General features: G+C 73.7%; 9 protein-coding genes. 7 read left to right on the top strand and 2 right to left on the bottom strand.

The window, feature by feature from the left end:
- The first annotated feature begins 422 nt into the window (after window positions 1-422).
- Both ACZ45Q_RS08815 and ACZ45Q_RS08810 read left to right on the top strand, forming a co-directional pair.
- Window positions 423-995, top strand: a complete 573-nt coding sequence (locus ACZ45Q_RS08815) for a SigE family RNA polymerase sigma factor (protein ID WP_468257540.1) — start codon at window positions 423-425, stop codon at window positions 993-995.
- Window positions 992-2,332 (top strand): hypothetical protein, encoded by a 1,341-nt coding sequence (locus ACZ45Q_RS08810; protein ID WP_468256968.1) that lies wholly within the window; start codon window positions 992-994, stop codon window positions 2,330-2,332. The genes ACZ45Q_RS08815 and ACZ45Q_RS08810 overlap by 4 nt, the downstream gene beginning before the upstream one ends.
- 120 nt (window positions 2,333-2,452) lie before the next feature.
- Here ACZ45Q_RS08810 and ACZ45Q_RS08805 read toward each other — a convergent pair whose 3' ends face one another.
- Window positions 2,453-3,301, bottom strand: coding sequence for an SURF1 family protein (locus ACZ45Q_RS08805; RefSeq protein WP_468256965.1), 849 nt, complete (start codon window positions 3,299-3,301; stop codon window positions 2,453-2,455).
- Between the two features lie 172 nt (window positions 3,302-3,473).
- Here ACZ45Q_RS08805 and ACZ45Q_RS08800 point away from each other — a divergent pair, with 172 nt between their 5' ends.
- Entirely contained in the window at window positions 3,474-5,342 is a 1,869-nt protein-coding gene (locus ACZ45Q_RS08800; protein WP_468256963.1) for a S9 family peptidase, read from the top strand.
- Window positions 5,343-5,718: 376 nt separating this feature from the next.
- Here ACZ45Q_RS08800 and ACZ45Q_RS08795 read toward each other — a convergent pair whose 3' ends face one another.
- Window positions 5,719-7,758 carry an NAD-binding protein gene (locus ACZ45Q_RS08795; protein WP_468257537.1) on the bottom strand — a complete coding sequence of 680 codons (2,040 nt, stop codon included), beginning with the start codon at window positions 7,756-7,758 and terminating at the stop codon, window positions 5,719-5,721.
- 238 nt (window positions 7,759-7,996) lie between these two features.
- Between ACZ45Q_RS08795 and ACZ45Q_RS08790 the strand changes: the two genes are divergently transcribed.
- From ACZ45Q_RS08790 to ACZ45Q_RS08775, 4 genes are all read left to right on the top strand, one after another.
- A complete protein-coding gene (locus ACZ45Q_RS08790) occupies window positions 7,997-8,986 on the top strand; it encodes a permease (protein ID WP_468256961.1) in 990 nt (329 codons plus the stop codon).
- Window positions 8,983-9,774 carry a TIGR03943 family putative permease subunit gene (locus ACZ45Q_RS08785; protein ID WP_468256958.1) on the top strand — a complete coding sequence of 264 codons (792 nt, stop codon included), beginning with the start codon at window positions 8,983-8,985 and terminating at the stop codon, window positions 9,772-9,774. The genes ACZ45Q_RS08790 and ACZ45Q_RS08785 overlap by 4 nt, the downstream gene beginning before the upstream one ends.
- Before the next feature lie 130 nt (window positions 9,775-9,904).
- Window positions 9,905-10,414 carry a hypothetical protein gene (locus ACZ45Q_RS08780; protein ID WP_468256955.1) on the top strand — a complete coding sequence of 170 codons (510 nt, stop codon included), beginning with the start codon at window positions 9,905-9,907 and terminating at the stop codon, window positions 10,412-10,414.
- A 54-nt stretch (window positions 10,415-10,468) separates the two neighbouring features.
- Complete coding sequence (locus tag ACZ45Q_RS08775; RefSeq protein WP_468256952.1) at window positions 10,469-11,992, top strand: SPFH domain-containing protein; 1,524 nt, start codon at window positions 10,469-10,471, stop codon at window positions 11,990-11,992.
- The last annotated feature ends 149 nt before the right edge of the window (window positions 11,993-12,141 follow it).

Here is a 12,141-nt window from a genome sequence, read left to right as displayed (position 1 = left end):
GTGAGTCCTGTGATCCAAACGTAGGTCCGGACCACTTGATCAGGTCCCTTGCGGCATCAGAGGATTTCCCTTCCGCCCTCCGCAACCAAGCGGCGGGCGCGAGCGTCTTTGCCGTCACCCGTCCGGGGCGTTGGGGACGCCGGAGACCGGGCGTGGGGACGCCGAAGGCCCGGACGTGGGGACGTCCGGGCGATTGGATTTAGGGGATGAGCGGGACGCATGAGGGCATTTGGTGCACCGTCAGTTGTGCTGCCTGACGCGAGAGCGAACGTGACGTCCGGCACGTACAACCCTCACGGGGGCATGCGTGTCCAACTGGCGTGGCAGAGGTACTCGAATTCACCGCGGCACCCCGCGGCACGGCCGCCCTTCGGCCGCCCCGCCGGGCCGTCCGTCCTCGCAAGGCCGGCACGGCCGGTGGCATGCCGGTGATCGCGCCCATGTCCGCAGCTCAGCCCGCCCGCATCCCGAACCAGCGTGACGGCGCCGAAGAGGCCGCGGCGGGTACCACCGTCGACCACCTCACCGAGACCTACCGCACCCACTACCGGTCGCTGCTCGGTCTCGCCGCCCTCCTGCTCGACGACACCGCGTCCTGCGAGGACGTCGTGCAGGAGGCCTTCATCCGCGTCCACTCCGCGCGCAAACGCGTCCGGGACCCGGAGAAGACACTGGCGTACCTGCGCCAGACCGTCGTCAACCTGTCGCGTTCGGCCCTGCGCCGCCGCATCCTCGGCCTCAAGCTGCTGTCCAAGCCCATGCCCGACATGGCGAGCGCGGAGGAGGGCGCGTACGACCAGCTGGAGCGCGACTCCCTGATCAAGGCCATGAAGGGGCTTCAGCGCCGGCAGCGCGAGGTGCTGGTCCTGCGGTACTTCGCGGACATGACCGAGGCGCAGGTGGCCGAGACGCTCGGCATATCGCTCGGCTCGGTCAAGGCGTACGGTTCCCGTGGCATCGCGGCGCTCAGGGTCGCCATGGAGGCGCCGGCATGAGCGACGGCAGCGACGGGGCGCGGCGCGACGGCGCCGCCGCCGACGACCGACACCACGCCCCCGAGAACGACTCGCACGCTGGGAACGGAACTGTGAACCACGGCCCCGACACTCAGGGCCCCGACGCTCAGGGGCCCGACGGCTCCCGCGCCCCGGAGGGCCCCGTCGGCTCCGAACACCCCGTCGGCTCCGACCACCCTGTCGGATCCGAAGGCCCTGTCGGCTCCGATCGCTCCGTCGGCTCCGAAGGCCCCGACGGCCGCGGCGACGGGAGCGACGAGTTCGCCGCCCGCGACGGGCTCGACGGGCTCGGCGGGCTGGGCGCGGACGAGCTGGCCCTGCGCCGGATGCTGCGCGACGCCGTCCAGGACGTCGAGCCGCGTGACGGCACCCTGGACTACCTGCGCCGGGCGGTACCCGCCCGGCGGGCACGCAAGCGCCAGGCAGCCGTCGGCGTGGCCGCCGCCGTCCTCTTCGTCGGCACCGCCGTCCCCGCCCTCGTCCACGTCTCCAACTCCGACGGCCCCGGCGCCAACCCCTCCGTCGCCGGACACGCCTCCCAGGCCCAGGGCGGAGCCACCCAGGGCAAGGACCCGGCCGGCGGCAAGAGCGACAGCGTCGGCTCCACCGGCAAGGCCCAGGACAAGGGCAAGGACGCCCCCAAGGACAAGGGCAAGGACGAGAAGACCGGCGGCCCCGGTGCCGGGACGAGCGCCGGAGCCGACCCCTCCGCCAGCGCCGAGGCCGGCGTCGCGGCGTGCTCCGCGGGCCAGCTGGGCCCCGCCGTCGCCTCCAGCGCCGCACCCGACTCCATGGGCGTCGTCTACGGCTCCTTCCGGGTCACCAACGTCTCCTCCGACGGCTGTACGGTCGCCGGTCCCGGCTCCGTGGCCGTCTCCCCGCAGGGAGCGGCGGACCCGGCCAGGATCGGCACCGCCCGCCATGTGGCCGGGGACCCCGCGGCCGGACTGCCCGACCCCTCGCTGGAGATGCCGTCCCTGCTGGTGGAGCCGGGCGCCGCCTACGAGGTGCAGTTCGCCTGGGTGCCCTCGGAGACCTGCCCCACCACCGGCGGTACGCCCGGCGGCACCACGGGCGGCAGCACCGGCGGGCCCTCGCCCGACCCGTCGCCCTCCCAGGACACGACCGGGTCCGGCGGCACCGCCACCGGCGACGAGACCGGCACGGCACCCCAGCTGGTCACCGCCGACGGCCCGGCCGACGGCAAGGTGGCCGTGACCTACACACCGGAAGGCGGCACGGGCTCGGCGACGGCCACCGTGGCCAACGCGTGCGCGGGGACCGTGTACTGGACGGGCGTGCTGGCGGCGCGCTAGTCCGCTCGGCACCCCCGCCGGGACCTCGGACCCGGCGGGTGCTGTCGACCTGGAGAGGCCGGGGACCCGGAGAGGCCGGGGACCTGGAGAGGCCGGGGGACCTCGGAGGAACCGCGATCCTCAGACTCCGGAGGGACTGGGGTTCTGCTGCCCCTTCTCTTCCTCTTCTTCCTCCTGCCGCTGCGCCGTGCCGGTCTCCCGCGGCCCCTCCTCGGGCAGCAGACCCAGCTCGGCGTCCCGGGCCAGCTCACGCTCGCGGCGCAGCAGCCGGAACCACATGAAGATCACGAAGCCGACGAAGGCGAACCACTCGGCGGTGTACCCGAGGTTCTGGAACGCCTTCAGGTCGAGGCCGGTGTTCTGCGGCGTGCTCACGGGCGCGGCCCGCATCCCGGAGTCGCCCTCGTTGAGGGTGATCCACGCGTCGTAGACGTCGTACGGCACCAGGTTCACCAGCGTGGCCGTGCTGACCGCCGCCGTCTGTCCGGCCGGCAGACCACCGGCGGCGCCCGTGCCCGCCGCGTTCGGGCTCTCCGAGGCGTGCAGCGCCCCGGTGACCGTGACCTCACCTGAGGGCGGAGCCGGGACCTCGGCCGGGTCGGGCTCGCCGGGCAGCCAGCCCCGGACGACGGGCAGCGCCTGCCCGGAGTCCGTGCGCAGCAGCGTCAGGACGTAGTACCCCTGCCGGCCGTCCAGCTCCCGGTCCGGGACGAGCAGCTGCTCGTCGTACCGGCCGGTCGCGGTGGTCTGCCTGCCGACCGTCGCCTTGGTCACCGGCAGGAGCTCCGCGAGCGGGCGGGCGGCCTGGTGACGGGACTCCTCGGCCTGCGTCTCGGCGCTGCGGTGGGTCTCCACCCGGTCCTCGAACCGGCCCAGCTGCCACGAGCCCATGAAGATGCAGAAGGGGATCGAGAGCAGGACGAAGACGTTGATCCCCCACCAACGGGGCGTCAGCAGAAACCGGTACACGCCTTCAAAGGTACGCGGACGGCACGGACCGCCCGGCGCCAGGGTCGTACCGGTCTGCCGGGAGTGTGCGCCTGTCCCCTCACGAGTGAGGCTGACCTGCGCGGACGCCGAGTTTTCCACAGGCTGGGGGCGGGGGCGGCGGAATGTCGGCGCGGCGGGGCAGTATGGGGCCATGACTGAGCGCAACGGGTCCGACTCGCAGGATCAGCAGGATCAGCAGGATCAGCAGGGGCAGGACGAGCAAGGACGGGCCACCCCGCGGGGTGGGGAGATGCCGGACTGGGAGAAGCGGTTCCGGGCACCGAGGGTGTCGCTGCCCGACTGGGCGCAGGACGCACCGCACCGCTCCCTGTTCGTGTCGAACGCGACGGGGACGTACGAGCTGTACGCCTGGGACCGGTCGACCGGCGAACGGCGCCAGGTCACCGACCGGCCCAACGGCACGACGGACGGCGTGCTCACGCCGGACGGCGAGTGGATCTGGTGGTTCGACGACAAGGACGGCGACGAGTTCGGCGTCTGGCGCCGCCAGCCCTTCACGGGCGGTGAGGACGAGCTGGCCGTGCCCGGCCTCGACCCCTCCTACCCGGCCGGTCTCGCCCTCGGCCGCGACGGCCGTACGGCGGTGGTCGGCCGCTCCACCGACGAGGACGGCACGACGATCCACTTCGCCCGCCTGGGCGAGTCCCCGGTCGAGATCTACCGGCACCGCGAGTCGGCGGGCGTCGGCGACCTCTCCCACGACGGCTCGCTGCTCGCCATCGAGCACACCGAGCACGGGGACGCGATGCACTCGGCGCTGCGCGTGCTGCGCCCGGACGGCACGAAGGTCGCCGAGCTGGACGACACCCGGGGCGGCACGCAGGAGCTGGGCCTGGAGGTGCTCGGCTTCGCGCCGGTCGACGGCGACACCCGGCTGCTCATCGGACACCAGCGGCGGGGCCGCTGGGAGCCGCTGGTGTGGGACGTGGCCACGGGGGAGGAGACCGACCTCGCCCTGGAGCTGCCGGGCGACGTGAGCGCCGAGTGGTACCCGGACGGGTCCGGCCTGCTGATCGTGCACAGCTTCGAGGCCCGCAGCGAGCTGTTCCGCTACGACCTGGCGGCACGCGAACTGATCGAGGTCCCCACCCCGGCCGGCACGGTCTCGGGCGCCACCCCCCGCCCCGACGGCAGCGTGGAGTACCTGTGGTCCTCCGCCGCCGAGCCGCCGGCGGTCCGTTCCACCACCGGCCGCGTGGTCCTCGACCCGCCCGGCATGAAGTCCCCCGGCTCGGTCCCGGTGGAGGACGTGTGGGTGGAGGGCCCGGGCGGCCGCATCCACGCCCTGGTCCAGAAGCCGGCGGGCGCGAGCGGTCCGCTCCCCACGGTCTTCGACATCCACGGCGGCCCCACCTGGCACGACAGCGACGCCTTCGCCGCCGGCCCGGCCGCCTGGGTCGACCACGGATACGCGGTCGTCCGCGTCAACTACCGCGGCTCCACGGGGTACGGCCGCGCCTGGACGGACGCGCTGAAGCACCGGGTGGGCCTCATCGAGCTGGAGGACATCGCGGCGGTCCGCGAATGGGCGGTCGCATCGGGTCTCGCCGACCCGGAGCGCCTGATCCTCACCGGCGGTTCCTGGGGCGGCTACCTCACCCTCCTCGGCCTCGGCACCCAGCCGGACGCGTGGGCCCTGGGCATCGCGGCCGTCCCGGTCGCCGACTACGTCACGGCGTACCACGACGAGATGGAGGGCCTGAAGGCCCTGGACCGCACCCTGCTCGGCGGCACCCCCGAAGAGGTCCCCGACCGCTTCGAGGCGTCCTCCCCCCTCACCTACGTGGACCAGGTCAAGGCCCCGGTCTACATCTCGGCGGGCGTCAACGACCCCCGCTGCCCCATCCGCCAGATCGAGAACTACGTCAAGCGCCTGGAGGCCAGAGGCGCGACCCACGAGGTCTACCGCTACGACGCGGGCCACGGCTCCCTGGTCGTGGACGAACGCATCAAACAGGTAACCCTGGAACTCGACTTCGCCACCCGCCACCTCCCCTGACCCGACCCGACCCGACCCGACCCAGCCGAGCAAGCACGGACGCCCCTCCCACCCACCCGATCCGAGCGACCCTGGCTACCGTCACCTTGCCGCCCACACGATCCGGGCGAGCCTGGTACGGCGTCGCCTTGCCGCCCGCGTGAGGCCAGGCGGACGTGGGTGACGTCGCCTTGCCGTCCGCGTGAGCCGGGCGGGGGTGGGTGCCATGGACTTGCCGTCCGCGCGAGCCGGGCGGGGGTGGGGTGCCGTCGACTTCCGGCCGACGGGAGTCGGGAGGCGGCGTTCGCTTCTTGCTCGAGCGAGTCGGGTGGTGGGTGGGCATAGGCCGGGGGTCCAGGGGGCGGAGCCCCCTGGCGGAGTCGTAGGGGCAGCGCCCCTACACATCCGCCCGCTGCCGTACCCCCCGCCGCCCCAGCAACTCCGCCAACCCCCTCCGAGTAGCCGCCAACACCACCCGATCCTCAGCCTTCAGGACATACGTGTCGGGCAGATCCCACACCAGCCCGGAGGGCAACGACGGCCCGGCCCCGCCATCGAAACCCGAACCGGCACCCGAACCCGAACCCGAACCCGACCCGGACCCCGAACCCGAACCCGAACCCATCCCCGCACCGGAACCAGAAGAGGACCCAGCCCCAGACCGAGCCCCGGAACCAGCGCCGACCCCAGAACGCCCCCCGTCCTCACCACCCCCCGCCTCACCGCCGGAGGCCCCCGTGTCCAAGGCCAACACCCGCCAGGCCCCCGCCCGGAACGCCTCCCCGACCGTCCGGCCCTCCAACTGCGGATGCCCCGCCACCCGGACCGCCGCGAACAACAGCACCCGCCGCTCGACCGGAATCGCCCCGAGAATCTGCCGCCCCATCATCGCCCCGGCGAACGCCGGCGCCGCCAGATGGCTCACACTCCGGCTGCGCGTCAACGCACCGGGATGCGCGGCCCGCAACGTCCGGTACACCGCGGTGGCGAAGTCGTCGTCGTACAGCCGCAGCACCACCCGCAGATCCGACCGCACGGACCGCGCATACAGCACGGCCTCCAGATTCGTGGTGTCCACACTGGTCAGCGCCAGCAGCGAGTGCGCCCGATGGATCTTGGCCGCCTCCAGGACCCCTTCCTCCGTGGCGTCGCCCAGCACGACCGGCACCCGTAACCGCCGCGCCGTCGCCATGCCCCGCGCGTCGGGGTCGGCCTCGACGCACACCACGGGGATGTGCAGCTCGCGCAACCGGGTCAGCACCCGCGTGCCGATCTTGCCCAGCCCCAGCAGCACCACATGCCCGCTGAGTCCGCGCGGCGGCTTCCGCAGCGCCGAGGCGCTGCGGAACGTACCCAGCGCCTCCAGCGCCGCCGCCAGCAGCACCGGCAACAGCAGCAGTCCCATCAACCCCGACAACAGCTGGAGGACCTGCTCCCCGGTCGGCTCACCGAGCGCCGGCTCGTTGATGGCGAACAGATTCAGCAAGGTCACATACGTCGCGTGCAGCGGATGGTCGCCGGTCACCAGCGTCATCGCGACGGCGAGCCCGGCCACACACGCCACCAACCCCGCCAGCGACCACCGCAGCCGGCGAGAGAACAGCGACCGCAACGGCACACCTCCGACGCGTCGCGGAGGCAGCGGCGGCCCGGCGTACGACACCTGCTCCAGAGCCACGGTGCCGCGCCCGGTCGCCCGCGCCACCGCCCCCTCGTCGGGCAGCAGCTGCGGCCCCTGCTCGCCGCTGCCCTCCGAACCCTCCGAACCGGCCGGGTCGTTGCTGGTCGCGGAGAGCAGCGCCAGGGTGCACAGCCCCGGATCGGCGACCTCGCCGGGACGCGGCGGCTGCCGCTCCACGGCACGCAGCAGCAGCCCGTCGGTCTCGACGACCTTGCTGGTGCCGACGAGCGCGGTCGCCACCAGCGCGGGCGCGGCCGTGTCGGCGTCGGAGAGCACGGTGGTGGAGGCGTCGAACCCGGGCGTCCGCGCCTCACCGGTGGCCAACGTGGCCGCCTGGTCGAGGAGTTCCTCGATGTGCTGGCCCAGGCGGCGGTTGTACAGCCGCAGGACCAGGCGCAGACGGGGGTTGAGCCGGCGTGCCGTGAGCGCGGCGCGAATGTTGGTCTCGTCGTCGTCGTAGACCAGGGCCAGCGCGGCGGCCCGGTCGACGCCCGCCTCGGCGAGCACGTCCTCGGTGGGCTCGGCGGCCTCCAACTCCCGGCCCGAGGAGCCGGGTTCGGGCGCGACCGACGACCGGTTGACGGCCGCGTTCACCAGGTCGAGCAGCGCGGCCGAGGCGGCGCGGGCCCGGCCGACCACCGGCTGGCGCACCCGGCGCCCGGTGGGCGGCACGACGAGCGTGACCTGTTCGCCGTAGACACCGCGCAGTTCGGCGGCCAGCCGGTGTGCGAGCCCGTCGTCCCCGCACACCACCATGTGCTCGGCCCGGTCACCCGGCGGTCCTTGATTCGGAACGCTCCCCACGTGGCACAAGACTGCCGCACCGGCGGGCCCGGTTCCAGCGGCGGGTGAACGGCGGCGCGGCCACAGCCGTATGGACGCACGAACGCATGGAGGCACGAACGCCTAGGGGCACGAACGCCTAGGGGCACGGCCGGACGCCCGGCGGGGCCCACCACCGGCACGGCACGGCGTACAGGGAGGCGGGTCGCAGGTGGCCGTCGACGAAGCCGCGGGGGGCGGCGTACGGGACCGGCTCCGCGGGGACTCCCCGCTGCTGGTGGTCCTGCTGCTGGTGTCGGCGGTGATGCTCCAGGAACCGCTGCGCACGGCGCTGTCGGCACCGGTGATGCAGAGCTGGACGACGGTGTTCGTCGCGGTCGTCGTCCAGGCGTTGCCGTTCCTGGTGCTCGGTGTGCTGCTGTCGGCGGCCATCGCGGTGTTCGTGCCGCCGTCCTTCTTCGTCCGGGCGCTGCCCCGGCGGGCCGGCCTCGCGGTACCGGTCGCAGGCGCGGCGGGCGCGGTGCTGCCCGGCTGCGAGTGCGCGTCCGTGCCGGTGGCGGGAGCACTGGTCCGGCGGGGCGTCACGCCCGCCGCGGCGCTCGCCTTCCTGCTGTCCGCCCCGGCGATCAATCCGATCGTGCTGACGGCGACCGCCGTGGCCTTCCCCGGGGAGCCCGCGATGGTCCTGGCCCGGTTCCTGGCGGGCCTGCTGGTGGCGTGCGCGATGGGCTGGCTGTGGCAGCGCGCGGGCCGCACCGACTGGCTGCGCCCGCCGGCCCGGGCGTCGTACGACGACCAGGGCAGGGGAGCGGCGTTCTGGGGGTCGGTGCGGCACGACGTGGTGCACGCGGGCGGTTTCCTCGTCGTCGGCGCGCTGGCCGCGGCGACCCTCAAGGCCGTAGTCCCCGCGCGGTGGCTGGCCGCCGCGGCCGGTGATCCGGTGCTGTCCGTGCTGGCCCTGGCGGTGCTGGCCGTGCTGTTGTCGATCTGCTCGGAGGCGGACGCGTTCGTGGCGGCGTCGCTGACGCAGTTCTCGCTGACGGCGCGGCTGGCCTTCCTGGTGGTGGGCCCGGTGGTGGACCTGAAGCTGTGCGCGATGCAGGCGGGCACCTTCGGCCGGTCCTTCGCGCTGCGGTTCGCACCGGCGACGTTCGCCGTGGCGGTCGCGGCCGCGGTGCTGACGGGGACGGTGCTGCTGTGAACCGGCAGGCACAGGCGGCAGTCCTGTTCGTCCTCGGTGCGGCCCTGCTGCACGCGGGCGGCACGGACCTGTCCCTGCGGTACGTGAAGTCGGGGCTGCGCCCGCTGGTCGTGACGGCCGGTGCCGTACTGATCGCGACGGCCCTGGCGACGGCCTGGTACGAGCACCGGGGGACCCGCGCCCGCCGCCCCCGCACCCCGAAGCACCATCACCGGCCGGCCCCGCGGTCCCCGGCCCCGTGCGTGCGACCGCACGAACCCGGCGTCTCCTGGCTGCTGCTTCTGCCGGTCCTCGCCCTGATCCTCGTCGCACCGCCGGCCCTCGGCTCGTACAGCGCGATGCACGCCGGCTCGGCCCTGCAAAAGCCCCTCGGTTTCCCGCCGTTGCCGGACCACGACCCGGACGGGCGGCCGGGCCCGGCCGACGGGGACCCGCTCCGCCTCACCCTTGCCGACTACGCGCAGCGGGCGGCGTACGACGACGGCCGCGGCCTCGACGGCCGACGCGTCACCCTGACCGGCTTCCTCGCGGTGGACGGTTCCGGCAGGCCCTACCTGGTCCGCATGACCCTCAACTGCTGTGCGGCCGACGCCCAGCCCGTCAAGATCGGCCTGACCGGCCGTGTCCCCCCGGTCCTGCGCCAGGACACCTGGCTCGACGTCACCGGCACCTACACCCCGCACCGGACCCGTGACCCGGTCAACGGCGCCCCGATCCCCTTCCTGGACGTGACCGGGGCCAGCCCCGTCCCGGCGCCGCGCGACCCGTACGACGAGGGCGGCGGCTGACCGGTTCGGTCGAGGAGCGGCATCAAAGTCCCGTAAAGATTGCCGGAACACGGCAATGACGCTCCTCTCCCGCCGGTGTCAGTATCCAGAACATCGGAGCTCGGCGACGGGCGAGAGGGGGACAGCACGCATGGCCTGGTTTCTCGGGCTCGGCATCACGGGGGTCGTGCTGCTCGCCCTGTCGCTGATCTTCGACGGACTGCTGGACGGCGTGCTCGACGGCGCGCTGGACGGCGTCCTCGACGGATGGCTGTCATTGCCGGTCATCGCCGGTTTCCTGACGATGACCGGATTCGGGGGAGCCATCGTCCTGGGGAGCGGCTGGGCCGGGCCTGCGGGGGCGGCCGGAGCCGGCGCGCTGTCCGGGGTGGGGGCGGCCTGGCTGACGTACCGCCTCAGCCGGGTGCTGATGCGGGACCAGACCAGTGTCACCCCCACCAGGGACGACCTCCTGGGCACGCCCGGCAAGGTCGTGACCGCCATCCCCGCCGACGGCTTCGGCGAGGTGCTGCTCCGGCTCGCCGGTCAGCCCCTGAAGTGCGCGGCGCGCAGCGAGCGACCGGTGCCGCGGGGCGCCGAGGTGTGGGTGGAGGCGGCGCCGACGCCGACGTCGGTCGTGGTGCGCCCGGTCGACCGCTGAGACGGTCCCCCCTCTGCTGTTCCTTCTTCCTGATCCCGATTCGGGGGCACGTGCATGAGTCCTGTCGTCATCGCCGTCATCGGCGTGGTCGTCTTCCTGGTGCTGCTCGCGCTGGTGGTCGTCAGCCGGTACAAGGTGGCCGGTCCGAGCGAGGCGTTCATCGTCACCGGCCGGCGCGGCAAGAAGTCCACCGACCCGGAGACCGGCCGGGTGGTCACCGACAACAGCGGGCAGAAGGTCGTGGTCGGCGGCGGCGTGTTCGTCGTGCCGTTCGTGCAGCAGCGGTTCAGCCTCGACCTGTCCTCGCGCCACATCCCGGTGGCCGTGCGCGGAGCGGTCACGCTGCGCGGCGTCAAGGCGAACCTGGAGGGTGTCGCGATCGTCAAGGTCGGCGGCACCGAGGACGCGATCAGGGCGGCGGCCCAGCGCTTCCTGATGCAGCAGGACGGCATCGTCGGCTTCACGCAGGAGGTGCTGTCCGGCGCGCTGCGCGCGATCGTCGGCCGGATGTCCGTGGAGGACGTCATCCGTGACCGCGCGGCCTTCGCCGGGCAGGTCGCCGAGGAGGCCGAGGCCAGCCTGTCCGGGCAGGGCCTGGTGCTGGACGCCTTCCAGATCCAGGACATCACCACCGAGGGCTCCTACCTGGAGGACCTGGGCCGCCCGGAGGCGGCGCGGGCCAAGCAGGAGGCCGACATCGCCGAGGCCGTGGCCCGGCGCGCCGCCGAGCAGGCCCGGCTGAAGGCCGAGGAGGAGATCGCGGTCGCGCAGCGGACCCTCTACCTGAAGCAGGCCGAGATCAAGGCGGAGACCGACCAGGCCGCGGCCCGCGCCAACGCCGCCGGACCGCTCGCGGAGGCGGCCCGCCAGCAGGACATCCTCGCCGAGCAGGAGAAGGTCGCCGAGCGCCAGGCCGCCCTGAAGGACCGCCAGCTGGACACCGAGGTCCGCAAGCCGGCCGACGCCCAGCGGTACGCGGCCGAGCAGGAGGCCGAGGCCCGTCGGGTGGCCCGGGTGAAGCAGGCGGAGGCCGAGCGGGCGGCCGAGATCGCCGCCGCCCAGGCCGAGGCCGAGCGCTCCCGCCTCACCGGTGAGGGCGAGAAGCAGCGCCGCAGCGCGCTGGCCGAGGCGCAGGCCATCGAGGGCCTGAAGCAGGGTGAGGCCGAGCGCTCCCGGCGTGCGGCGATCGCCGAGGCGGTACGGCTGGAGGGCGAGGCGGAGGCCGCGGCGATCGGCGCCAAGGGTGCGGCCGAGGCCGAGGCGATGGAGAAGAAGGCCGACGCCTTCGACCGGTACGGCGAGGCGGCGGTGCTCCAGATGCTGGTCGAGGTGCTGCCGCAGGTGGTGGCCAAGGCCTCGGAACCGCTGGCGTCCGTGGACAAGATGACGGTGATCTCCACGGACGGCGCGGGCCGTCTGCCGCGCGCGGTGGCGGACAACGTGGCCCAGGGCATGGAACTGCTCAACTCCACGACGGGCATGGACCTCGCCGAGCTGCTGCGCAAGGTCACCGATCGGTCGCCCGCGTCCGTGACCGAGGAGGCCCGGCCCAACGGCAAGGTCCCGATCACGGACTGACGACCGGGCAGCGTCCCTTCACGACGCACGATGCACGGCGCACGACGGACATCACGACCGGGCCCGAACCCTGGCCGTCCGCCGTAGCCAAGGCCTCCGCGACACACCCGTCGCGGAGGCCTTCGGCCTGCGGCCCGCCCCGCGCCCGG

The sequence above is a fragment of the Streptomyces sp. NPDC031049 genome (genome assembly GCF_055571015.1).
Note: the sequence above shows the minus strand (reverse complement) of the source record. Positions and strands in the feature narration are given on the sequence as shown.

Coding starts and splice junctions, on each gene's coding strand:
- ACZ45Q_RS08795 (WP_468257537.1), bottom strand. CDS start 7,758: ATGGTGGTGTGCGGGGACGACGGGCTCGCACACCGGCTGGCCGCCGAA.
- ACZ45Q_RS08775 (WP_468256952.1), top strand. CDS start 10,469: ATGAGTCCTGTCGTCATCGCCGTCATCGGCGTGGTCGTCTTCCTGGTG.
- ACZ45Q_RS08815 (WP_468257540.1), top strand. CDS start 423: ATGCCGGTGATCGCGCCCATGTCCGCAGCTCAGCCCGCCCGCATCCCG.
- ACZ45Q_RS08800 (WP_468256963.1), top strand. CDS start 3,474: ATGACTGAGCGCAACGGGTCCGACTCGCAGGATCAGCAGGATCAGCAG.
- ACZ45Q_RS08780 (WP_468256955.1), top strand. CDS start 9,905: ATGGCCTGGTTTCTCGGGCTCGGCATCACGGGGGTCGTGCTGCTCGCC.
- ACZ45Q_RS08810 (WP_468256968.1), top strand. CDS start 992: ATGAGCGACGGCAGCGACGGGGCGCGGCGCGACGGCGCCGCCGCCGAC.